The organism is Mycobacterium sp. (assembly GCF_049278535.1).
GTDB lineage: Bacteria > Actinomycetota > Actinomycetes > Mycobacteriales > Mycobacteriaceae > Mycobacterium.
On sequence record NZ_JBAPMI010000043.1, the window covers coordinates 1 to 23,707 of the forward strand.

At 66.4% G+C, this 23,707-nt stretch carries 19 protein-coding genes and 2 pseudogenes; 4 read left to right on the top strand and 17 right to left on the bottom strand.

Features of this window, described 5'->3' with window-relative positions; translation table 11 throughout:
- Positions 1 to 355 precede the first annotated feature (355 nt).
- The 7 genes from pyrF to pyrR are packed head-to-tail and all read right to left on the bottom strand — an operon-like array spanning position 356 to position 8,974.
- Positions 356 to 1,171 (bottom strand): orotidine-5'-phosphate decarboxylase, encoded by an 816-nt coding sequence (pyrF, locus tag WAO18_RS02495; RefSeq protein ID WP_422203638.1) that lies wholly within the window; start codon positions 1,169 to 1,171, stop codon positions 356 to 358.
- A gap of 2 nt (positions 1,172 to 1,173) precedes the next feature.
- Positions 1,174 to 4,521 carry a carbamoyl-phosphate synthase large subunit gene (gene carB, locus WAO18_RS02500; protein ID WP_422203608.1) on the bottom strand — a complete coding sequence of 1,116 codons (3,348 nt, stop codon included), beginning with the start codon at positions 4,519 to 4,521 and terminating at the stop codon, positions 1,174 to 1,176.
- Positions 4,521 to 5,630 carry a glutamine-hydrolyzing carbamoyl-phosphate synthase small subunit gene (gene carA, locus WAO18_RS02505; RefSeq protein ID WP_422203640.1) on the bottom strand — a complete coding sequence of 370 codons (1,110 nt, stop codon included), beginning with the start codon at positions 5,628 to 5,630 and terminating at the stop codon, positions 4,521 to 4,523. Before carA ends, carB begins: the two co-directional genes overlap by 1 nt.
- A 5-nt stretch (positions 5,631 to 5,635) precedes the next feature.
- Complete coding sequence (locus WAO18_RS02510) at positions 5,636 to 6,148, bottom strand: transporter (RefSeq protein ID WP_422203610.1); 513 nt, start codon at positions 6,146 to 6,148, stop codon at positions 5,636 to 5,638.
- Positions 6,145 to 7,437 (bottom strand): dihydroorotase, encoded by a 1,293-nt coding sequence (locus WAO18_RS02515; protein WP_422203612.1) that lies wholly within the window; start codon positions 7,435 to 7,437, stop codon positions 6,145 to 6,147. Before WAO18_RS02515 ends, WAO18_RS02510 begins: the two co-directional genes overlap by 4 nt.
- Entirely contained in the window at positions 7,434 to 8,402 is a 969-nt protein-coding gene (locus WAO18_RS02520; protein WP_422203614.1) for an aspartate carbamoyltransferase catalytic subunit, read from the bottom strand. Before WAO18_RS02520 ends, WAO18_RS02515 begins: the two co-directional genes overlap by 4 nt.
- Positions 8,399 to 8,974, bottom strand: a complete 576-nt coding sequence (pyrR, locus tag WAO18_RS02525; protein ID WP_422203615.1) for a bifunctional pyr operon transcriptional regulator/uracil phosphoribosyltransferase PyrR — start codon at positions 8,972 to 8,974, stop codon at positions 8,399 to 8,401. Before pyrR ends, WAO18_RS02520 begins: the two co-directional genes overlap by 4 nt.
- Before the next feature lie 255 nt (positions 8,975 to 9,229).
- Between pyrR and WAO18_RS02530 the strand changes: the two genes are divergently transcribed.
- Entirely contained in the window at positions 9,230 to 10,060 is an 831-nt protein-coding gene (locus WAO18_RS02530; protein WP_422203617.1) for a DUF6065 family protein, read from the top strand.
- Between the two features lie 12 nt (positions 10,061 to 10,072).
- On the opposite strand, the pseudogene WAO18_RS02535 reads toward WAO18_RS02530, so the two are convergent.
- Positions 10,073 to 12,361, bottom strand: a pseudogene (locus WAO18_RS02535) (GH92 family glycosyl hydrolase); the annotation flags it as partial.
- Between the two features lie 78 nt (positions 12,362 to 12,439).
- On the opposite strand from WAO18_RS02535, the gene WAO18_RS02540 reads away from it, so the two are divergent.
- Positions 12,440 to 13,645 (top strand): serine hydrolase domain-containing protein, encoded by a 1,206-nt coding sequence (locus WAO18_RS02540; protein WP_422203619.1) that lies wholly within the window; start codon positions 12,440 to 12,442, stop codon positions 13,643 to 13,645.
- Positions 13,646 to 14,185, top strand: coding sequence for a GNAT family N-acetyltransferase (locus WAO18_RS02545; protein ID WP_422203621.1), 540 nt, complete (start codon positions 13,646 to 13,648; stop codon positions 14,183 to 14,185).
- Here WAO18_RS02545 and WAO18_RS02550 read toward each other — a convergent pair.
- The 7 genes and pseudogenes from WAO18_RS02550 to WAO18_RS02580 form a co-directional block, all read right to left on the bottom strand.
- A complete protein-coding gene (locus tag WAO18_RS02550) occupies positions 14,182 to 15,348 on the bottom strand; it encodes an acyl-CoA dehydrogenase family protein (RefSeq protein WP_422203622.1) in 1,167 nt (388 codons plus the stop codon). The two genes, WAO18_RS02545 and WAO18_RS02550, sit on opposite strands and share 4 nt — an antisense overlap.
- A gap of 47 nt (positions 15,349 to 15,395) precedes the next feature.
- Positions 15,396 to 15,959, bottom strand: a complete 564-nt coding sequence (locus WAO18_RS02555; RefSeq protein WP_422203624.1) for a TetR/AcrR family transcriptional regulator — start codon at positions 15,957 to 15,959, stop codon at positions 15,396 to 15,398.
- A 24-nt stretch (positions 15,960 to 15,983) separates the two neighbouring features.
- Positions 15,984 to 18,728, bottom strand: a pseudogene (locus WAO18_RS02560) (aminotransferase class I/II-fold pyridoxal phosphate-dependent enzyme); the annotation flags it as partial.
- A gap of 118 nt (positions 18,729 to 18,846) precedes the next feature.
- On the bottom strand, positions 18,847 to 19,203 hold the full coding sequence (locus tag WAO18_RS02565; protein ID WP_422203626.1) for an antitermination protein NusB: 357 nt from the start codon (positions 19,201 to 19,203) through the stop codon (positions 18,847 to 18,849).
- Positions 19,200 to 19,670 (bottom strand): transcription antitermination factor NusB, encoded by a 471-nt coding sequence (nusB, locus tag WAO18_RS02570; protein WP_422203628.1) that lies wholly within the window; start codon positions 19,668 to 19,670, stop codon positions 19,200 to 19,202. The genes WAO18_RS02565 and nusB overlap by 4 nt, the downstream gene beginning before the upstream one ends.
- Positions 19,667 to 20,230, bottom strand: a complete 564-nt coding sequence (efp, locus tag WAO18_RS02575) for an elongation factor P (RefSeq protein ID WP_422203629.1) — start codon at positions 20,228 to 20,230, stop codon at positions 19,667 to 19,669. Before efp ends, nusB begins: the two co-directional genes overlap by 4 nt.
- Before the next feature lie 14 nt (positions 20,231 to 20,244).
- On the bottom strand, positions 20,245 to 21,348 hold the full coding sequence (locus WAO18_RS02580; RefSeq protein ID WP_422203631.1) for an aminopeptidase P family protein: 1,104 nt from the start codon (positions 21,346 to 21,348) through the stop codon (positions 20,245 to 20,247).
- Between the two features lie 33 nt (positions 21,349 to 21,381).
- Between WAO18_RS02580 and WAO18_RS02585 the strand changes: the two genes are divergently transcribed.
- Complete coding sequence (locus tag WAO18_RS02585; RefSeq protein ID WP_422203633.1) at positions 21,382 to 22,101, top strand: B-4DMT family transporter; 720 nt, start codon at positions 21,382 to 21,384, stop codon at positions 22,099 to 22,101.
- On the opposite strand, the gene aroQ is transcribed toward WAO18_RS02585, so the two are convergent.
- A complete protein-coding gene (gene aroQ, locus WAO18_RS02590; protein WP_422203635.1) occupies positions 22,098 to 22,529 on the bottom strand; it encodes a type II 3-dehydroquinate dehydratase in 432 nt (143 codons plus the stop codon). The two genes, WAO18_RS02585 and aroQ, sit on opposite strands and share 4 nt — an antisense overlap.
- The gene (gene aroB, locus WAO18_RS02595; protein WP_422203636.1) at positions 22,526 to 23,614 is read right to left on the bottom strand and encodes a 3-dehydroquinate synthase; all 1,089 of its coding nucleotides are present in this window, start codon (positions 23,612 to 23,614) and stop codon (positions 22,526 to 22,528) included. Before aroB ends, aroQ begins: the two co-directional genes overlap by 4 nt.
- Positions 23,615 to 23,707: the final 93 nt, after the last annotated feature.

Consider the following 23,707-nt stretch of genomic DNA (forward strand, 5'->3'; position numbering starts at 1 on the left):
TTCAGACGAAATCTAACCCGCCCCCCTGGTTGAAGCTACAAAGCCGCAGCTTATGGCGTCGAGAAGGGGCGGCCCGAGGCGCTCCTGACCGGGGCCGTAAACCGTGTCTTCGCGACCGTCGAACGGCCCATTTCGCAGCCGTTCTATGGCCTCTACCAGGCGTTATCTCGAGTGCACCGCTCTCCAATGGTCATCGTGATGACCGCTCCCCGGTCGGCTCGAATCGGCCAAAAAGCCGATTCTGCGCCGATTAGGAATGTCGCGGCGTGTCGCGCGTGTCGCGCGTGAACAGCCCATCCGTCCAAACAGTGAACGACGCCGTGTCGTAGCTCCGCCCGCGCCGGTCGGGAACGGCTCAGCCGGCCAGATACGCGACCGCGTCGCGCATTTGTTCACCCGCCGCACGCAAGGCCGCAACGTCCGGCCCGGCCCGCAGCACGTCGCGCGACACCGCGGGCAACAGCTGCCCGGAAACGGCCCCACCCAGGCCGCTGAGCGCACCGGGCTGACCACCCTGGAAGCCGACCCCGGGTACCAGCACGGGCCCACCGAGCTCGCCGACGTCGGGCACCTCGGTCAACGTCGCACCGACCACGACGCCCACCGAGCCGGGCCCCAGCGCGCGGTTAGCCGCCGCGGCCTGGTCCACGATCAGCTGGGCCACCGGACGGCCCCCGGTGTCGGCGCGCTGCACGCTCGCACCCTCCGGATTAGACGTAGCCGCCAGCACAAACACCCCGCGGCCGTGCGCCGCGGCGCTGTCCAGCAGCGGCTGTAGCGAGCCGAAACCCAGATACGGCGAAGCTGTTACGGCGTCGGCGGCCAGCGGCGAGTCGCCCGTCCAGGCGACCGCGTAGGCCGCCATCGTCGACCCGATGTCGCCGCGCTTGGCGTCGGCCAGCACCAGCACACCGGCCTCCCGCAACGCGGCGATAGTCCGCTCCAGCACGGCATACCCTGCCGCGCCGTAGCTTTCGAAGAACGCGACCTGGGGTTTGACCACGGCGAAGTCGGCGTAGGCCGCTACGCAGATCTCGCAGAACGCCTCCAGTCCGCCTGCGCTGGCCGGCAGGTTCCAGGCTCGCAAGAGTTCGGGATGCGGGTCGATGCCCAAACACAGCGGCCCGCGGCGGGATACCGCGTCAGCCAGCCGGGCACCGAACCCGGGCAGCACTATTGGCCGCCGTTGTTCAGTGCGCTGTGCAGCTCCTGCAGCGAGCGCACACCGATGTCGCCACGGATACCGGCCTCGATGCCCTGGACGGCGGCTGAGGCGCCCTGGACCGTCGTGACGCAGGGAATGTTCATTCCGACTGCGGCCGAGCGGATCTCGTAGCCGTCGATGCGCGGTCCCGAATTCCCGTATGGCGTGTTGAACACCATGTCGACCTCGCCGGCGCGGATCGCGTCGACTGCCGACGATGCGGGCCGCCCCGGCTGCGCGGGCTCGAAGTGCTTGCGAACCTCATCGCACGGAATGCCGTTGCGGCGCAACATCTCTGCGGTGCCTTCGGTAGCCAGCACCCGAAAGCCGAGATCAGCCAGTCGCTTCACCGGGAATACCAGCGATCGCTTGTCCCGGTTGGCAACCGACACGAACACCGTTCCCGAGGCCGGCAATGATCCGTAGGCCGCGGTCTGGCTCTTGGCGAAGGCGCTGCCGAAGTCGCGGTCGATGCCCATTACTTCGCCGGTCGATTTCATCTCCGGGCCCAGTAGCGAGTCCACACCCGAACCGTCGGCGCGGCGGAACCGGTGGAAGGGCAGCACCGCCTCCTTGACCGCAATCGGCGCATTCGGCGCCGCATTGCCGCCGTCACCGACCGGTGCCAGCAGTCTCTCGTCGCGAAGTTGAGAGATCTTGGCGCCCAGCATGATCCGCGCACACGCCTTGGCCAGCGGGATCGCGGTTGCCTTGGAGACGAACGGCACGGTACGGCTGGCGCGCGGGTTGGCCTCCAGCACGTAAAGCACGTCGTCCTTCAGCGCGTACTGCACATTGAGCAGGCCAATCACGCCGATACCGTGCGCGATCGCCTCCGTCGCTGTGCGCACCTTCTCGATGTCGCTGCGGCCCAGGGTTACCGGAGGCAGCGCGCAGGCCGAGTCGCCGGAGTGAATGCCGGCCTCTTCGATGTGCTCCATGATGCCGCCGATGTAGACCTCGTCGCCGTCGCAGAGAGCGTCGACGTCGATCTCGATCGCATCTTCCAGGAATCGGTCCACCAGCACCGGATGCTCGGGCGACAACTCGGTGGCACGGGCGATGTAGCCCTGCAGCGTCTCGTCGTCATAGACGATCTCCATGCCGCGCCCACCCAGCACATAGGACGGCCGAACCAGGACCGGATAGCCGATGTCGGCGGCGATCCGCCGGGCCTGCGCGAACGTCGTCGCCATGCCGTACCGGGGAGCCGGTAGGCCCGCCGCCGACAACAGGTCGCCGAACGCGCCACGGTCTTCGGCCAGATCGATGGCCTCCGGCGGGGTGCCGACAATCGGAACACCTGCGTCGGCGAGCCGCTGTGCCAGCGCCAGCGGGGTTTGGCCGCCGAGCTGCACGATCACGCCGACCACGCCAGGACCGCCGGCGCCGGAGAGCTCCTCGGCGTGGAACACCTCCAGGACGTCCTCGAACGTCAACGGCTCGAAGTAGAGCCGGTCGGCGGTGTCGTAGTCGGTGGACACTGTCTCCGGGTTGCAGTTGACCATCACGGTCTCAAAACCCGCCTGCGACAGCGTTGTTGCCGCGTGCACACAGCTGTAGTCGAATTCGATGCCCTGCCCGATCCGGTTCGGGCCCGAACCCAGGATCAGCACCTTGGGTCGTTCGGTCTGCGGGGCCACCTCGCTCTCGGCGGCGGAGTCGAGCTCGTAGGTGCTGTAGTGATACGGCGTCTTGGCCTCGAACTCCGCGGCACAGGTGTCCACGGTCTTGTACACCGGGTGGATGCCGAGTCGGCGCCGCAGCGAGCGGACCCCGTCCTCGCCGGCCAATTCTGGTCGCAGCGCTGCGATTTGACGGTCGGACAAGCCGCTGTGCTTACCCCTGCGTAGCAAGTCGGCGTCGAGCACGGCAGCATCGCTGATTTCTTGTCGTAGCACCAGAAGCTCGGCGACCTGCGCGACGAACCACGGGTCGATGCCGGAGGCTTCGGCAACCCGGTCCACCGAGGCACCCAGACGCAGCGCCAATTCGACGTCGTAGAGCCGGCCTTCGGTGGGTGTCCGAAGCCTCTCCAGGGCGTCCTCGGCGCTGCCTTCGGTGTCCGGCGCAGTCCAGAAGCCGGTGCGGCTGGTCTCCAGCGAGCGCATCACTTTGCCGAGCGCCTCAACGAAGTTGCGGCCCAACGACATTGCTTCGCCAACCGATTTCATGGTGGTGGTCAGCGTGGGGTCGGCGCCGGGAAACTTCTCGAACGCGAACCGCGGCGCCTTCACCACGACGTAGTCCAGGGTGGGCTCGAAGCAGGCCGGAGTTTCTTTGGTGATGTCGTTGAGGATCTCGTCGAGGGCGTAGCCGACGGCCAGTTTGGCGGCGATCTTGGCGATTGGGAAGCCGGTGGCCTTGGAAGCCAAGGCACTTGACCGTGACACCCGTGGGTTCATCTCGATGACGACCAGTCGACCGTCGCGCGGATCGACTGCGAACTGGATATTGCAACCGCCGGTGTCGACTCCGACCTCGCGCAGGATGGCGATGCCCAGATCCCGCATCCGCTGGTATTCGCGGTCGGTCAGAGTCATCGCGGGCGCCACCGTCACCGAGTCACCGGTGTGCACGCCCATCGGGTCGACGTTCTCGATCGAGCACACCACCACGACGTTGTCCTTGCCGTCGCGCATCAACTCCAGCTCGAATTCTTTCCAGCCGTAGATCGATTCCTCGATCAACACGTTGGCGCTCGGCGACGCGGCCAGCCCCGCGCCGGCCATCCGGTCGACCTCCTCGGCGGTGCGCGCCAGGCCCGAACCCAGGCCGCCCATGGTGAACGACGGCCGGACCACCACCGGCAGGCCGAGTTCGCCGACCGTCTCGCGAACTTCGTCCATGGTGAAACACACTCGGCTGCGGGCTGATTCGCCGCCGACCTTGGCGACGATGTCCTTGAACATCTGCCGGTCTTCGCCGCGCTGGATGGCGTCGAAGTCGGCGCCGATCAGTTCGACGCCGTGGCGCTCCAGCGCGCCATTCTCGTACAGCGCGACCGCGGTGTTCAGCGCGGTCTGACCGCCCAGGGTGGCCAGCAGCGCGTCGATCTTGTTGCCCCGCTCGGCCTGTTGGGCAATGACCTTCTCCACAAAGGTGGCAGTGATGGGTTCGACGTAGGTGTTGTCGGCGTATTCGGGGTCGGTCATGATGGTGGCCGGGTTGGAGTTGACCAGGCTCACCTGAAGACCCTCGGCCCGCAGCACGCGGCAGGCCTGGGTGCCCGAGTAGTCGAATTCGCAAGCCTGTCCGATCACGATCGGCCCCGAGCCGATCACGAGGACGTGCTTGATATCAGTCCGTCGTGGCATTACCCGCTCTCCCCCGTCATCAGGTCGACGAATTGGTCGAACAAGTACTCTGCGTCGTGCGGTCCAGCCGCGGCCTCCGGGTGGTACTGAACCGAAAATGCCCTGCCGTCAACAATTTTGACACCCTCCACCACACCGTCGTTGGCACAGGTGTGACTGACCACCGCTGCGCCGAACGGCGTGTCGAAACGTTGCCCCGCCTCACCTTCCAGCGCGAAGCCGTGGTTCTGTGCGGTGACCGCGACCCGGCCGGTCGCGTGGTCCATCACCGGGATGTTGATGCCTCGATGACCGAACGTCATCTTGTAGGTCGACAGTCCCAGCGCGCGGCCCAGAATCTGGTTGCCGAAACAGATGCCAAACAACGGGATACCGGCACCGAGCACCTGGCGGGTTACCTCGACGATGTGGTCGGCGGTGGCCGGATCTCCCGGGCCGTTGGACAGGAACACCCCGTCGGGGTGGAGTTCGGCGATCTGTTCGAAGGTCACCGACGACGGCAGTACGCGGGTCCGCACACCGCGGCGGGCGAAATTACGCGGGGTGCTGGTCTTGATACCCAGGTCTATCGCGGCCACCGTGAACCGTTGCAGGCCTTCGGGTTCCACCACATAGGCGTCGGCAGTGCTGACCTGCCCGGCCAGGTCGGCACCGAGCATCGGCTGTTGGCCACGCACCCGTTCGACTAATTCCTCGGGCGTCGCCAGCGCCGGTCCGGAGAAAACGCCCGCTTTCATCGAGCCGCGGCTGCGCAGATGGCGCACCACCGCGCGGGTGTCGATCCCGGCGATCCCGACGATGTTCTGGCGGACCAGCTCGTCGTCCAAGGTTCCGGTGGCTCGCCAATTCGACACTCGCGGCGAGGGGTCGCGCACGGCGTAACCGGCGACCCAGATCTTGTCGCCCCGGCTTTCGCCGTCCGCGCCATTCCACCCGGTGTTGCCGATCTGCGGGGCGGTGGCCACTACGATCTGCCGGTGATAGCTCGGGTCGGTCAACGTCTCCTGGTAACCGGACATGCCGGTGGAAAAGACTGCCTCGCCGAGTGTTTGGCCAATCGCACCGAACGCCGTCCCGGTAAAGGTCCGGCCGTCGTCGAGTACCAGCATGGCCTTCACAGCGCGACTCCTTCCGGCCAGCTCTGCAGCCACCCCTTGTACTCGTCGCGGTTGTCAGCGCGAAAGCCGGTGTCGATCTTGACACCCGACGGCAGCCGCCACCGAATCGCAAGGATTCCGTCGCGGGCGGCGAGCTTTCCGGCGACAACGTGCTCGGTCCGGATGCCGGAGATCGACCCGCTCGGGATCCAGATCGGCCGTGCGCGGATCCGCTGCACCAGGATGCCCTCGGGGTGGCGAGTCAGCACTGCTTTAGTGCGGTAGCCCAGGTCCCCGACGGTGATCCGCTGGCTCCAGGCCGGAGCCATGGTGCAGCCGACATAGACGCCGGGGGTGGTGATGGCCGCGGGGCCGACCCGGGCCGGCATCTCGGGCAGTGTGCCGATCAACTCGGCCTGCCGGCGCGCACGATCCCGCCAGCCGCGCATCATCAGCCGAATGATGAACGCGATCAGCAACACCACCACCCCGGCCATGATCAGCGATGCGATCAGCGTTCCGGAATTCATGCCGGGCTCTTTCCGTCGCGGGCAGTGACCTTGCCGCGCAGCAGGGTTGCGGTCACGGTGGCGGGCAACGTCATGGTCTCGTAGGGGGTATTGGCCGAGCGGCTGGCCATCTCGGCACCCTCCACCGTCCAGGTGGCATCCGGATCCACGACGGTCAGGTTGGCCGGCTCCCCGATCTCCAGCGGTCGACCGTGGTCGGGCAGTCCGGCGATGCGGGCCGGGTTCTCGCTCATCACCCGCGCGATGCCGCGCCACGTCAGCAGGCCGGGGATCACCATCGCCTGCACCACCGCGGACAACGCCGTCTGCAGACCGAGCATGCCAGGCAGCGCGGCGGCGAACTCGACGCACTTCTCGTGTTCGGCATGCGGTGCGTGATCGGTGGCCACACAGTCGATAACCCCGTCGGCCAGCGCCTGGCGCAGCGTCACAGCATCGGCGGCCTCGCGCAGCGGCGGGTTGACCCGGTTCACGCCGTCGTAGCTGGCCAGTCGACTGTCGTCGAGGAGCAGGTGATGGGGCGTCACCTCGGCGGTGATTGAGATCCCTTGCGACTTAGCCCATTTGACGATCTCGACAGTGCCCGCGGTGGAGGCGTGGCAGATGTGCACCCGTGCGCCGGCGTCGCGGGCCAGCAGGGCGTCACGGGCCACGATCGACTCTTCGGCGGCCCTGGGCCAGCCGGACAGTCCGAGTCTGGCGGCATTGGGGCCCTCGTGCGCGACGGCGCCGACGGTCAGTCGCGGCTCCTCGGCGTGCTGGGCGATCAGTACGCCCAGACCGGTGGCGTACTCCAGCGCACGCCGCATCATCAGCGGGTCGTCCACGCACTTGCCGTCGTCGGAGAACATCCGCACCTGCGCGGCGCCGGCAGCCATCATGCCCATCTCGGTGAGCTCGGTTCCGGCCAGTCCGACGGTGACCGCGCCAACCGGGTGCACGTCGACCAGTCCGACCTGCTGCCCCCGGTGCCAGACATGGTCGGTGACCACCGGGCTGTCGGCGACGGGGTTGGTGTTGGCCATCGCGAACACCGCGGTGAATCCACCCAGAGCCGCTGCAGCCGAGCCGGTTTCGATGTTCTCGGCGTATTCGCGGCCGGGCTCCCGCAGATGCGTGTGCAGATCGACGAACCCGGGCAGCAGCACCTGACCGGTGGCGTCGATGACGTCGGCATCGTCGGGAATCGCGAGCCCGGATCCGATGTCGGCGATCTGGCCGTCGTCGGCCAGTACGTCGAGCTGGTCTCCCTCGCCGTAGAGCCGCACTCCACGCAACAGCACACTCACGCCATCACCTCTTTAACGCCCGACTCGGTGCCGACCAGCAGATGGAACAGCACCGCCATTCGGACGTGAACCCCGTTGGAAACCTGTTGCAGCACAGCAGATTGCGTCGAATCAGCCACCGATGACGATATCTCCATGCCGCGCAGCATCGGCCCGGGATGCAGCACAACCGCATGACCGGGAAGCATCGCCTGGCGCCGGTCGGACAGCCCATAGCGCACCGAATACTCACGCGCGGAGGGGAAGAAGCCGCCGTTCATTCGCTCGGCCTGCACGCGCAACATCAGCACCACATCGGCGGCGGGCAGCTCGGCGTCCAGATCGTAGGACACCGTCACCGGCCAGTCGGCGACGCCGACCGGCAGCAGAGTGGGCGGCGCGACCAGCACTATCTCGGCTCCGAGGGTGGCCAGCAGCATGACGTCGGACCGGGCGACCCGGCTGTGCAGGATGTCGCCGACGATCACGACACGGCGGCCCTCGATGCCGCCGAGTCGCTGCCGAATGGTCAGCGCGTCCAGCAACGCCTGGGTCGGGTGCTCGTGGGTGCCGTCGCCTGCATTGATCACCGACGGGCCGGCCGCCGCGCCCGTCTCGGAAGACCCAGTCCAGTCCGCGAGCCGGTGCGCCGCGCCGGAAGCTGGGTGGCGGATGATCAGCGCATCGGCACCGGCGGCACGCAAGGTCAGCGCAGTGTCGCGCAGCGACTCCCCTTTGCCCACAGACGATCCCGCGGCGCTGACGTTGATCACGTCTGCGCTCATCCACTTGCCGGCAACCTCGAAGGACACCCGGGTGCGGGTGGAGTTCTCGTAGAACATGGTGATCACGGTGCGGCCGCGCAGCGTCGGAAGCTTGCGGACCTCTCGCCCGACCAGGGCCTGCGCGAAGCGATCGGCGTCGTCGAGGATCGCGGTGGCCTCGTCGCGGGACAGATCTCCGGCGGCCAGCAGATGCCTGCTCATGAGGCACCCCCTCGGGAGATGACCACAGCGTCGCGGCCGTCCTGCTCGGCCAGCAGCACGTGCACACTCTCGGTGCGTGACGTCGGCACGTTCTTGCCGACATAGTCTGCGCGCAGCGGCAGCTCGCGGTGGCCGCGGTCAACCAGCACGGCCAACTGCACTACCCGTGGGCGGCCGACGTCGCGCAGCGCGTCCAGCGCCGAACGCACCGACCGTCCGGAGAACAGCACGTCGTCGACGAGGATCACCAATGCGTCGTCGATGCCGCCGGCCGGTATCGACGTGTTCTCCAGCGGGCGCGGCGGCTTCGTCATCAGGTCATCGCGGTAGAGCGTGATGTCCAGCGCGCCATGGGCGATTTCGGCGCCGGAGAATTCGGCGATGTTGGCCGCGAGCCGGTCGGCTAATGTCACACCACGGGTAGGGATTCCCAACAGCACCACCCGAGGTGCGTCGGCGCCGTCCAGAGCGGTCTTTTCGATGATCTGATGCGCAATACGGGAAATGGTGCGACCCACGTCGGCCGCCGACATCAGTTCGCGGCCGGTGGCGGCGTCACCCGGGGCACTCATGCGAGATCTTGACCTCCTTCTCCGCCTCTCTGGACGGATCGTTAAAGGATGTCGACTGCCGCGCAGCGTAGCACCTCGCGCAGGCCCAGCGAAAATGACAGGCTCGACGTGTTCTGCGAAATCCGCTGCCGATTTCGACCCCCTGCACCGAGGTGAACGGCGAGGAGAGTATTCCACCGGTCGCGAGTGCACCGGGGTTTAGCCGAAGAATTTTCAATGCCGGTGGCAAAGCGAATCCCCAGCTAATCTGCATCGATGAAAGACAGGCCCGACGGGCCGGCGCGTCCGCTGATCGGGTTCACCACCCGGGATAACCCGCCACAGATCAGCCCGGGACCGGTCAGCCGGGCATGGATGTCAAAGATCTCAGAGGCGCGCAAGGGTTGGCCAAATCGGTGTCTGCCGATGCTCATCGCCAACCAAAGCGGCTGGGAGCTACTCAATCCGTGCGCGTTCACCGCTACGTGGTTCGGTGAAGAAAATAGCGTGGACGTGATGATCGTGCCTGATAAGCGCGACGCCGGTCAGCTCCTGCCGGTCAGCCATTTCGGCAGCGGCATCCTGACCTGGAATCTGCCGTTGCTGTTCCGCACTCCGGCGGGCTACAACCTTTTGGCCCGCGGACCGGCAAACTATCCGAAGGACGGCGTATGTCCGTTAGAGGGCGTAGTTGAAACCGACTGGGCAAGCGCGAGTTTCAGCATGAGCTGGAAAATCACCCGCAAACTGATGCCGGTGCGATTCGAGGTCGACGAACCGATCTGCATGATCGTCCCGCAACGGCGAGCCGAGCTTGAAGAGTTCACCCCTGAACTGAGGCGCATCGACTCTGATCAAGATCTGCAGCGTAAGCACGAGTTCTTTCTTCGCTCACGTGACGTGGCGAAACAAATCGAGCAGGTAGCAAAGGTCGCCGCGGGGGAGCAAGTGGAGTGGCAAGGCGACTACACGTGCGGCAGACACACCGACGGCGAGGCCGGGAGCCCGACGCACCAGACGCGCCGTCATCTTCGTCCATTTGTTCAGTCAGAAACTTCTGATGGAGCAGCAGGACTGTCGGGGTTGGACCTGGCCGGCCTCGAATAACCGCAACTACGGCCACGACGGCGGCGCGGCGGACTCGGCGGTCCCCCAGACCGTGTTCGGGAGCTCGGACAGCGTAAACGCGACGTCACCACCGGTGCGGACGATCGACTCCGGAAGAAATGTCTGATCCGTGGCCTTGCCATCGATACCGAGGCCGCTGACGTACTTCAGCCCGCTCGATGCGCCAGGGGCGGAGATTCGGATGGATTTGCCTGCGGGAAGCGCGATCTCGGCGCGATCGAAAAGCGGTGTATTCAGGGTGAGGATCGCGGTTCCCGGTGTGCTGGGATACAAACCGAGGGCGGACCATACGTACCAGCTGGCCATCGCTCCCAGGTCGTCGTTGCCGGGCTCGCCTGCGGGAGTGGGGCCGAACAGTTCGCTACGCGCCCGATCGACTACCTGCTGCGTCTTCCATGGTTGTCCGATGTAGTTGTACAGCCACGGCACGCCGAAGCCCGGCTCGTTGCCGAGCCACAGCAGGGGGTCGGAGGGGCCGGCGTTGACCTCCGCAGTGAAGCTGTCCAGCCGCTCGGCGGCGGCTTCGCGGCCGCCGAGGGCGGCCACCAGACCGGCGATGTTGTGCGGCACCATCCAGAGGTACTGCGCGGCGTTGCCTTCCTCGAACCCATCCTGTCCGAAATCCGATGTGGGTCCGGAGGACCCGGGCCACGGCAGGAAAACACCCTCGGCGGTGCGCGGCGTGATCTCGCGGGTGAGCGGGTTGAACAGGTTGTGCCAGTACTGCGCCCGGTTCTGAAACTCGGCGGCGATCGCGTGCTCGCCCAGCGCGTCGGCGAATCGGGAGATGGCGAAGTCGTCGACCGACCACTCCAGCGTGATCGAACCGCCGTCGATCCCGTGGTCGGCGCGGAATTCTTCGGTCTGCGGAGCGTAACCGTGCTGGAGATAGGAGGTGATTCCCGGCCGCTCCACGTAGCCGCCGAGACCGGCACCGCCATCGGTTGCCCCCTTCAGCATGTAGTACAGCGCCTTTTTGAGCTCGAAATCCTTCGCGCCGAACGCGTAGAGGTTGACGATGAGCGGAACCACGTTGTCTCCGGTCATCTCGCCGGTCGCTGAGGAAGCCAACGCCCAACGCGGCAACGATCCGCTCTGCCCCGCGTCGTTCACCAGCGACGTCGCCATGTCGCTGGCTCGTTCCGGGAAGAGCAGTGCCTGCAGGGCGGCAAGGCAGCGGTAGGTGTCCCAGTCGGAGAAGTTGGCGTACTGGGTATGCCCGCTGGCTACGGTGTGCACGGCACCGTCGAACCCGATGTACCGCCCGTCTGCGTCGTTGAAGGTGTTGGGATGCAGCAAAGATCGGTACAGCGATGTGTAGAAGGTCTTCAGGTTGTCGGCGTTGGTACCGGCGACCGCAACACGCGACAACGCGGCGTTCCACTCGGTCGACGCGTGTGCGCGAACGTCGTCGAAGCCCGGCCCAGCCTCGGCGGCCAAGTTCGCCCGCGCTGCGGCGACGCTCACGTAGGACAGCGCGGTACGTGCCACGACCACTGAGCCGGCCGGAAACTCCACCCATCCCCCGGCCCAACGTGAATTGGCGCTACGACCACCGGCGAAGACCGAGTTGCCTTCGAAGGTGCCGTGGGCGATGAACGGCCGGCTGAACTGCGTGGCGAAATACACGGTGTAGACGTTGTTCTTGCCGCAGAAGTCGCCGGTGGTCGCCGATCCGGTGACCGTGGTGTTGTCCTCGCCGATCTGAATGGTCGCGGCGGAGTTGCCCGCCAGCGACCCGCCCGTGCGCACGTGGAACAGCGCGGGCCGACCGTTGTCGGGGTATGTGAACCGGCCGACACCGGTGCGGGTGGTGGCGGTTAGTTCCGCCATCACTCCGGTGTCGGGAAACCGCACCCGGTAATAACCGGGTACGCCCGCCTCGAAGTCGTCGTGGGCGATCTTCTCCCAGGCGCTCCACGGCTGCGAGCCGATCGGGGTGGTCGTGGGCAGCATCGGGATGTCGCCGAACGCGTTGCAGCCCACCGATGCGTGGTTCATGCTGAATCCGGTCGAGCGCTCGTTGTCGTGGTCGTAGCCGGCGTAGGTGCTGGTGGTGTCCGGCGAATACTGCACCATCCCGAACGGCACCGCAGCCCCGGGAAAGTTGTTGACCGACCCACCCATCTCGCTCGACCCGGTACCGATCAGCGTATCGACATGACCGGCCGGGTTCGTCACGAACACGGGCTCCTCGGCGCGGGCCACGACCGCAACCCCAGTCAGCGGCAGGCAGCCGGTCGCCAGCACCGCCAAGACAAGCGCCATTCGCGACCGCATAGCAGTCTCTCTTACAGCATCGCCGTCACTGGTGGTGGCGTTTCCCCCGGCTGCCACCCGCCCACTAGCCTGAATTTTGTGAACCTCGAGGGCAATCAGGCCTCTATTCGCGAAGCCTGTGATGCGGGACTGCTCGCCGGAGCCGCGACGATGGTGTGGCAGCACGGAAAAATGCTGCAGGTCAACGAGATCGGCTACCGCGATGTCGACGCGCGGTTGCCCATGCAGCGCGACACGCTGTTTCGTATCGCGTCGATGACCAAACCGGTAACCGTCGCCGCCCTGATGAGCCTGGTCGACGAGGGCAAGCTGGCGCTGCGCGACCCGATCGTGCGCTGGCTGCCCGAATTCGCCGACATGCGGGTGCTCGACGACCCGAGCGGACCGCTGGATCGAACCCATTCGGCCCAACGGGCGATCCTGGTCGAGGATCTGCTCACTCATACCAGCGGCCTGGGCTACGGATTCTCGGTCGGCGGACCTATCTCCCGCGCGTACATCCGGCTGCCGTTCGGCCAGGGACCCGACCCGTGGCTGGCCGCACTCGCCGAGCTACCACTGGTGCATCAGCCGGGCGAACGACTGACGTACGGCCATTCCACCGACGTGGTCGGCGTGCTGGCTTCGCGCGTGGCGGGAAAGCCGTTCCATGAAGTGCTCGACGAGCGAATCCTGCAGCCGCTGGGGATGATTGACACCGGTTTCCATGTAACCCTCGAGGGCCGCCGTCGCGCCGCGACCATGTACCAACTCGACGGAAACGACAAACTTCAGCACGACGTGATGGGTCAGCCGCACATCAAGCCGCCGGCGTTCTGCAATGCCGGCGGAGGGCTGTGGTCAACCGCGGACGACTATCTGCGCTTCATCGAAATGTTGTTGCGTGACGGGACATTGAACGGTGTGCGGGTGCTCTCACCGGAGTCGGTGCGGCTGATGCGCACCGATCGGCTCACCGACGAGCACAAGCGGCACAACTTTCTCGGATCGCCGTTCTGGATCGGGCGCGGTTTCGGGCTGAACCTTTCGGTGGTCACCGACCCGGCGAAATCGGCGCCGTTATTCGGTCCCGGCGGCGTCGGGACATTCAGTTGGCCCGGCGCCTATGGAACATGGTGGCAGGCCGATCCGGCCGCTGACCTGATCCTGCTTTACCTGATTCAGAACATGCCCGCGCTGTCGGCCGATGCCGCCGCCGCGGTTGCGGGCAACACATCTCGGGCGAAACTTCAAGCAGTACAACCGAAATTCGTGCACCGTACCTATCGCGCGCTCGGTTTATAAATGGCCGACTACACGCCCGAACGCATCGCCGGACCGCGACTCCTGCTGCGGTTGCCCGTGCTCGACGATGCCGGCGCGCTGTTTCAACGCATCGCCCGCGACCCCCAGGTCACCAAATATCTGCTCTGGACACCACACCCCGACGTCGCAGCAACCCGGCGAGTGATCACCGAAAGAATCAACGTCGGCGAACATGACCGAACCTGGGCCATCGTGCTGCAGCACAGCGACGAGATCATCGGAATGATCAGCTGCTGGCGCCCGGTCCGACACTCCGCCGAAATTGGCTATTGCATCGGAAGACGTTGGTGGGGAAAAGGTTTGATGTCCGAAGCGCTCGACATGGTGCTGGGTACACTCGATGCCGATCCCGACGTCTACCGGGTCTGGGCGACCTGCAATGTCGATAACGAGCGCTCGACGCGGCTGCTGCAGCGAGCCGGATTCGCCTTGGAGGGCCGACTGGCCCGTCACGCGGTCTACCCCAATCTCGGGCCCGAACCGCGCGACAGCCTGTTGTACGCCAAAGCGCTGCGCTAAACCATCGCGAACGGAGAGACTTCCGCGCCGATCTCCAGCGCGCCGGCCAGTTCGCGGCTGCCGTCGTAGTCGAAGACGACGTGCCCGGAGATCACGTCGACGTCGCGTTTGGCCCGCTGCAGCGGATGATCGAGGAATTGCGCGCTGGCACCGGAGGCTTCCAGCAGGTCGGCGATCACCGCGCGGGATTCATGCACGACGTGCGCCGCGGCGGCACGCACACCCGATCGCACCTTGCGGCCAACGTGCTCTCCCCTGCTGATTCGAGCCTGGATATCGGCGGCGGCCGCGTCGGTCAGGCCACGCATGGCGCGCAGCCGCACCCGGGCATCGCCGAGGCGCACCTGCGCTGCGGGCTGATCCTTCTGTGCTGCACCGGAATACGCGAGGACGCGTTCGCTGAGCCGACGGGCGAAGAGATCTGCCACCAGCTCGGCGGAGCCCAGCGCCGGCATCGCGGCGGTCAGCGCCAATGCCGGCACCATCGGCCAGCGATAGACCGCAGCATCGTGCAGTGCCGCGCCCGGAGTCGTGCCGCCGTAGATGTCGGCCACGGCCACCAGCCGATGTTCGGGCACCCACACGTCGTCGACGATGACGTCGTTGGATCCGGTGGCGCACATACCGGCGGTGTGCCATATGTCTTCCACGCGAACATCGTTCGCGGGCAGCAACGCCAGGGCCGGGTAGGGCGCGTCGTCGGGTCCGCAAATAGCGCCGACCATCACCCAGTCGGCGTCCATGATCCCGGTTGCCCACGACCACCGCCCGGTCAACCGCACGCCGCCGTCGGCCGGGGTCGCACGCCCGGTCGGCGCCAAGGGAGCCGGGCATAGCACGGGGCCGTCGGCGAACACTTCGTCCTGCGCCCGCTCACCGAACAACGCAAGCATCCAGTTGTGCAGGGTGTAGAAGCCGAGCGTCCATGCACTCGAAGCACAGCCGTGCGCCATCAGCCGCACTACCTGGAGAATCTCGGGAAACTCTGCCTGAGTGCCGCCGTAGCGCTTCGGCAGTAGCAGCCGGGCCAGACCGGTGTTGCGGTAGTCGTCGACGGTGGCCTGCGGCAGCCGGCGCAGCTTCTCCGCCTCCCCCGCACGATCAGCCAGGCGCGCGACGAAATCGGCGCTGACCTCGGGGAGCGACGTCTGCGGTGGCGTCATGCTCACGACCGTACCATACCTTTTGGTATGGTACGGGCCATCGGAAATCAGTGCCGCAGCATGACTTCCAGAAACTCCTCGCGTCGGCCGGCCGCCAGGGGGCTGGGCCGCGAACCCGACAGGTGCAAGAAGCCGATGCCCGCAGCGAATGTCGCGGTGGCGCGCATCTCGGCCTGCTCGCGGTCGAAGCCGTCATCGAGGAAGGCCTGCCGGACGGCGGCGACCACTTTCTGATCGGAGGCCCGCACAGCGGCGGCCACGGTGGCGTCCGATCGTGCCCACTCCCGCATGGCGCGCTCAAGCATCCAGTGCCGCGGACCGACCAGTGCCGTCATCATCCGCGACAGGCGCTGTCGGGGTGGCTGACTCACCAGGTCGTCGAAAGACCTGTCTTCGTCACGGACCACGGCCCAGGTGTCGATCAGCGCTGTGCGGTACGCGGTCATGTCACTGAAATGCCAGTAAAAGCTGCCTTTGGTGACGCCCAGACGGCTGCACAGATACCCGAGGGTCAGGGCCTTGACACCGTCTTCGGCCAGCACCCGGAAACCCTCTTGCACCCAGTCGTCCACCGACAGCCGGGAATTGGTCGGGCTCGCCGAAGACACCATGGGCGGTAAGCCTAGCGACGACTATCCGATTATGGTGTCCGAGCACCGCGCCGCGGCGATCCGTTTCAGCGCATCCTCGGTGAACACCGACAAGCCCAGATCGGGGTTGTATCCGTGGATTTCCTTGATGTCGAGTTGAGCCAGGAAATACAGGATCTGCTTGGACACCACCTGGCCGGGCACCAGCACCGGGAATCCCGGTGGATAAGGCACCACGAATCCGGTGGACACCAGCGACTTTCCGTCGGCGAGCCGCCGACCCGCCTCCCCGATCATGACGTGTTCCCGGTCGGCGTCCTCGTAGCCCGCGTAGAACGCCGACCGCATATCGCCGAACGAGCTGGCATCGTCGGGCCGGAACGTCCCGTCGAATTCGCTGAAGTCGGGCAGCGCCGGCAAATCCTCGGTGATCTCCTCGATGCGGCGCTGGTGCAGGGCGCGGTCGTCTCGGCTGGCCGCGTCCTGGATGTGGTCGAAATCGGCGGCCACCCGGCGCAGCACGTCGAGTAGGTAATGCACGCTCGACCAGGTCACGCCGATGGTGAAGATCAACAGCACGCTGTTGATCGACGTCTTGTTGATCTGGATGCCGAACCGCTCCATCAGGACCTTCTCGCGAAAGTCGTACCCGTTCATACCCGTTTGACCCAAGTACAGGGTGACCCGAGTCGGATCGAGAACGAACTGGTCGGAACGCCACGCCTCGTTCCACTCCCCCAGCGCGCCTTGGCGCACCTGCCGGTAGGACTTGACCGCCGAAAGCCGGAATTCGTCTGGCACCAAATCGGATTCGTCGAGGATGCGGAACCACTTGCTGATCAGCCGGTCTTTGCGGACGCGGTGACGGAAGACCAGCGCCATGTCGTAGACGTGGCGCACCATCTCGAAGCCTTCGATGTCGACCTGGCGGCGGGCCAGATCCAGCGAGGCGAGCAGTTGCTGGTTGGGCGAGGTCGAGGTGTGGGTCAAGAACGCCTCACCAAACGCGTCGCGGGATTGCGCGTTGAAATCCTGGTCGCGGATGTGGATCATCGACGCCTGCCGCAACGCCGACAACGATTTGTGCGTCGAATGGGTGGCATAGACCCGGACGCGGGCTTGGGTGGGGTCGGGTAGCAACCGGTGCTCGCCCCACTCGGCACGGTCGATGCCCTGCATGGACCCCCGCCACTGCTGGTACTCCCGGGCGTAGGCCGGCGACGACAACATCGACTCGAGCTGTTCGGCGGCGATCATCGCGGTGCGCTGCCGCGCCCATGGCACCGCGGTCGCGAACGCGTACCACGCCTCGTCCCACAGGAAGCAGATGTCCGGCTTGATCGCCAGCACCTCCTCCATCACCCGACGCGGGTTGTAGACGACGCCGTCGAACGTGCAGTTGGTGAGCAGCAGCATGCGCACTTTGCTCAGCTGCCCGGCCGCCTCGAGGTCGAGCAGAGCCTTCTTGATGGTCTGCAGCGAGACGGCCCCGTAGATCGCAAACTGCTGCAGCTCGTAGGCGTCGAGGTACAGCGGGTATGCGCCGGCCAGCACCAGGCCGTAGTGGTGCGACTTGTGGCAGTTGCGGTCGATCAGCACGATGTCGCCCGGCCGGGTCAGCGACTGTACGACGATTTTGTTCGCGGTCGAGGTTCCGTTGGTGACGAAGTAACTGTGATCGGAATTCCAGGTATGCGCGGCCTTGTCCATCGCCTTTTTGATGTTGCCGTGCGGGTCGAGCAGTGAGTCCAGACCGCCCGAGGTAGTCGAGGTCTCGGCCATGAAGATGTTGCGGCCGTAGAACTCTCCCATGTCCTGCAGCGTCTTGGAGTTGAAGATGCTGGCGCCACGCGCGATCGGCAATGCGTGGAATTGACCGGCGGGCCGTGCGGCATACGCCCGCAACGCATCGAAAAACGGTGTGGCGTAACGGTTCCTGATACCGGCCAGTACGGTGCTGTGCAGATCGGTGACGTCGTTGAGCCGATAGAAGGTGCGGTCGTAGACGTCGGAATCGTCCTCGGTCTCAGCGGCGATCGACTCGTCGGTGAGCAGGTAGAGGTCGATGTGTGGGCGCAGCTCGCGGATCCACTCGCCGCACTCGACCCAGTCGTGAGTTCGGTCGGTCGCCACCACCTCGTCGTTCGGACCGAGCAGGGTGGTCATCAGCGGCACCCGGTCGCGGGAGCGCAGCGGGATGTCATGCCGGATGATGGCGGCCTGGATCTCGCCGTTCAGCGCGACCGCGGTGATGGCGTCCTCGACGCTGGTAACCACCAGCAGTTCGAATTGCACGTCGTCGCCGATGTCGCGGATCGCCCGCAAGCTTTCCGCCAATCCTTCTGGCGCGTTGACCGGCGCGTCGTCAGCGAGCAGCACAGTGTAGAACTGCTGCTCCTTGGCTCGCGATACCAATTCCTGATCGGCCAGCGACGAGGACGTGTCGAATAGGGCCGCCCGGTCGCCGTACTCGGACAGCAGCCGCACCGCCAGCGACACCTGCTCCGCGAGGCTCACCGTGGCGAGCTGGTCCAGATAACCGCAGTAGCTCGCCAAGTTTTCCGGCCCCGGGTAGATCCAGTAGCGCTCATAGGCACTGAGACGGTTGAGCAGACGCCGCACCCGGGCGGCTTCGTGGCTGGTGTCCAGCCCGGCACGGTCGACGACGGCCAGCTGATGGCACGCGTCATCGAGCAGATTCCAGGTGTCGAGGCGCGAGTACGACGGGTTGGCCACCGCCGCCAACGCGGAAACACACAGCCGTCGCGGGTGTCTGCCGTCGCGGTCCATGTCGCCAGTGTGTCCCTCTGTTAACCAAGATGCGGGCGTTTGGTCACCTCTACCCGCATTGCCCCACCTGCCACAGCAGTCTCTCGGCGACTGGAATCACGATCCGATCGAAGGCCGTTCAGACCTCGAACTCGTCGTCGTCTTTCCGGCCCCGGGTGATCGGTATCCAGCGGCGCGGCGTCACCTCGGTGACATCGGAGAGCGATCGCACCACGGCCTGGGTCAACGCCATGATCGCCGCCATCACCGGAAGCAACGGCCGCAAGGGCGTGACCGCAGTGCGAACCGTCTCGATGCGGCGGGCCAGCACGAGGCGCTCGATGGAGTGATACAGCCACGCTCCGACGCCCAGCGCGTAAATCGCCAAGGCGGCAGCGATCGCCGCCTGCCCGTAGGCTGCACACATCACCGCCCCCAGCACCACCGTCGCGGCCAGAACGCCGGCGATCAGGGCGCGCAACTCCAGCCGGGTCATGACTCGCCGGCGTCACGCACGGCCTGGGCGGCCGCCCGGATCTGCGGTGTCACCAGCATGACCTGGCCGAGCACCCCGTTGACGAAGCCCGGGGAATCGTCGGTCGAGAGCTCTTTGGCCAGCTCCACCGCCTCGTCGACGGCGACCGGCCCCGGCACGTCATCGGCATGCAGCAGCTCCCAGACCGCGACCCGCAGGATGGCCCGGTCCACAGCCGGCAGCCGCTCCAGCGTCCAGCCCTGAAGATGCGACGCGAGCAGGTCGTCGACGTGGGCGGCGTGCTCGGTGACGCCGCGAGCCACTGTCACCGTGTACGGGTTCAGCGGCGCCACATCGGGTTTGGCCTCTGCCAACGCGCTGCGGGCGTCGGCCGCCTCGGCCGGCGTCAATCCGCGAGCCTCGGCTTCGAACAATAAGTCGACGGCGCGCTTACGCGCCTGATGCCGTCCCTTGACGGGCCGGCTCACGCGTTGACACGTCCCAGGTAGCTGCCGTCGCGGGAGTCGACCTTCAGCTTGTCGCCGGTGTTGATGAACAACGGCACCTGAAGCTCGGCACCGGTCTCGACGGTCGCCGGCTTGGTGCCGGCGCTGGACCGGTCGCCCTGCAGACCCGGCTCGGTGTGGGTGACCACGAGTTCGACGGTCACCGGCAGCTCGAGGTAGAGCGGCGCGCCGTTGTGGAATGCCACCTGCACCGGCAGACCCTCCAGCAGGAACCGGGCGTCGTCGCCGACCAGCGACTCCGGCAACGGGTGCTGCTCGTAGTCCTGGCTGTCCATGAACACGAAGTCGGTGCCGTCGCGGTAGAGGAAGGTGGTGTCGCGCCGGTCCACCGTCGCGGTCTCCACCTTCACCCCGGCGTTGTAGGTCTTGTCGACGACCTTGCCGGTGAGCACGTTCTTCAGCTTGGTACGTACGAACGCCGGACCCTTGCCGGGCTTGACGTGCTGGAACTCGACGATCTGCCACAGCTGGCCGTCGATCACCAGCACGAGTCCATTCTTGAAATCGGCAGTGCTTGCCACAGTCGGTGAATCTCCTACAGGATCGCCAGTTCCTTGGGGAACCGGGTGAGCAATTCCGGTGCGTGCCCGGAGGTTTCGTCTGCCACGACCAGCGTGTCCTCGATGCGGACGCCGCCGCGGTCGGGCAAATAGACGCCGGGCTCCACCGTCACCACGGAGCCCGCACGTAGTGTACCGGCGGCGGTGGCATTGATACCGGGCGCTTCATGGATCTGCAGCCCCACCCCGTGGCCAAGGCCATGACCGAAGTGCGCGCCATGCCCGGCGTCGTCGATCACCTCACGGGCCGCAGCGTCCACGTCGGCCAGTTCGGCCCCGGCTTCCAGCGCAACCCGGCCGGCTCGTTGTGCGGCGCTGACCAGCTCGTATATCTCCAGCTGCCAGTCGGCGGCCTTGCCCAAGACGAACGTGCGGGTCATGTCGGAGTGATAGCCGCCGACCAGGGCGCCGAAATCGACCTTGACGAAGTCGCCGGCTGCGAGCACCGCCTCGGTGGGTCGGTGATGCGGGATCGCGGAATTGGCCCCGCCGGCCACGATCGTCTCGAACGAGATGCCGTCGGCGCCGTGCTCGAGCATCAGCGCCTCCAGCTCGCGGGCTACCTCGAGCTCGGTGCGGCCTGGCCGCAGCCCTCCGCTGGCGATCAGGTCGGCCAGTGCGGCGTCGGCGGCTTCGCAGGCCAGCCGCAGCAGCGCGACTTCGCCGGCGTCTTTGATTTCGCGCAGCGCTTCGACGGTCTGTGCGGCACGGACCAACTCGGTGCTGCCAGACTCCGCCGAGGCGGCGGCCAGCGCGTCGTAGGCGTCCACCGTTACCACGTGGCTCTCAAAGCCGAGCCGGCGCGCCCCCGAGGCCGCAGCGCGCCCGGCCAAGTAGCGTCCGCAGGCCCGCTCGATGGCCACTTCCAGGTCGGGTGCCTGCTGGGCGGCCTGCGTGCGGTAGCGACCGTCGGTGGCCAATACGGCGTCGTGGTCGTCCGCGAACACCAGCAGCGCCGCATTTGACCCGGTGAATCCGGACAGATAGCGGACGTTGATCAGGTCTGTGACCAGCATCGCGTCCAGTTCGGCCGCCCGGAGCCGAGCTCCGAGAGCGGCTCGCCGCTGGGAATGTGTCACGCCAGATGACGCTACTCGCTACGCTGTGGCCCCATGACTAACTGGATGCTGCGCGGCTTGGTCTTCGGCGGCGCGATGGTCGTCGTTCGGCTGTTTCAGGGGACGCTGATCAGCGTGTGGCAAACACAGGCCGCGGTGATCAGCATCGTCCTCCTCGTGCTCTTCTTGGCCGGCGTCGTCGTCTGGGGGCTGATGGACGGGCGCGAGGACGCTGCCGCCAACCCCGACCCGGACCGGCGCGGCGATTTGGCGATGACGTGGCTGCTCGCCGGTCTGGTGGCTGGGCTGCTCAGCGGCGCGGTCACATGGCTGATCTCGGTGTTCTACAAGGCGGTCTACGTCGGTGGACTGATCAACGAGCTCACGACGTTCGCTGCCTTCACCGCCCTGGTGGTGTTCATGGGTGCGATCGCCGGCGTGTCCATTGGTCGCTGGCGCGTCGATCGCACCGGCGACTACAAGCCGCAAGGCGGCGGCGGTGACGACGAGCGGGCCGACACCGACGTGTTCGCAGCGGTCCGGTCGGACCAGGCGGGCACTGAGGCCGCCGAATGGCCGCAGGAGCAGCACAGCGCGGTGGCGACCGCCGAACGCGACGAGTACGAAGCGCCGACGGCCTACAGCCGCGAAGCCGAAGAGACCGCCGAGGTTCCCAAGGCGCACAGCTCCGACAAGACCGAGGCGCTGCCCGCCCACGAGACGTCCGAGCCGGCCACCGAGCACATCAAAAAGCCGACGTCAGACGACCACTAGCGGTCGAGGCTGGCCAGGTAACGCAGGGCCATCAGATACCCCTGGACGCCGCATCCGACGATGACCCCGGTCGCAACCGGGCTCAGGTAGGAGTTGTGCCGAAACTCTTCGCGGGCATACACGTTGGAGATATGCACCTCGATCAACGGCGCGCTCAACTCGGCGCAGGCGTCTCGCAAGGCCACCGACGTGTGCGTCAGCCCGCCCGCGTTGAGCACCACCGGCTCTTTTGCGTCAGCGGCCTGATGGATCCAGTCCAGTAGCTCGGCTTCGCTATCGCTCTGCCGCACAAGAACTTTCAGTCCGAGCTCGGCGGCCTCGCGTTCGACCAGTGCGACGAGATCGTCGTGGGTGGTGTCGCCATAGACGTCGGGCTCGCGGCGGCCCAGCCGACCGAGGTTGGGTCCGTTGATCACATTGACGGTCATCGATTCCCCACCTCCGCGTAGGCGGCCGCCAGCAGCGCCGGGTCCGGACCCTCCAGCCGGCCGGGCTTCGCCAGGCCGTCGAGCACCACGAATCGCAATACCCCAGACCGGGTTTTCTTGTCGCCGGCCATGACTTCCAGCAACTGCGGCAATGCATCGGCGTCGTAGCTCGTCGGCAGTCCCAGCGACGTCAGGATGCTGCGGTGGCGCTGTGCGGTGGCATCGTCGAGACGCCCTGCCAGCCGGCCCAATTCGGCGGCGAACACCATCCCCACCGAGACCGCGGCGCCGTGGCGCCATTGATAACGTTCCCGCCTCTCGATGGCGTGCCCCAATGTGTGTCCGTAGTTGAGGATTTCGCGCAGCTCGGCTTCTTTCTCGTCGGCGGCGACCACCTCGGCCTTGACGGCGATCGCGCGCCGGATCAACTCGGGGAGCACCGCCCCCGACGGGTCCAGCGCCGCCTGCGGATCGGCCTCGATCAGATCCAGGATCCCCGGGTCGGCGATGAAACCGGCCTTGACGACTTCGGCCATACCGGCCGCGATTTCGTTGTGCGGCAAGGTTTGCAAGGTTGCCAGGTCGACCAGCACGGCGGCCGGCTGATGAAATGCGACCACCAGGTTTTTGCCGGCGTCGGTGTTGATACCGGTCTTGCCGCCGACCGCCGCGTCAACCATCGCCAGCAGCGTGGTGGGCACGTGCACGATCGACACGCCCCGTAGCCAGGTCGCGGCGGCGAAGCCGGCGACGTCGGTAGCGGCCCCGCCGCCCAGGCTCACCAGCGCATCCTTGCGGTCAATGCCGATGCGGCCCAACACTTCCCAGATGTAGCCAACGACGGGCAGGTCCTTGCCGTCTTCGGCATCCGGAATTTCGATGCGATGCGCATCAATGCCATTGTCGGCCAGGTGGTTTCGAATCACCTCAGCGGTCTGCGCCAACACCGGCTGATGCACGATGGCAACCCGGTGCCGGCCGGCCAGCAGTTCGCCGAGCTCGCCCAGCAGCCCGGTGCCGATCAGCACCGGGTACGGCGGGTCGACGGCCACCTCGATGGTGACCGGTTCGGGAGTTTCGGTCATTTGTCCGCCTCGGCCCGACGAGCCGCGGCGAGCGCGGCCGGCGTGGCGGGGGTGGGCGGCGGTCCGGTTCGGGGCTCGGGCGCGGTGGGCGGC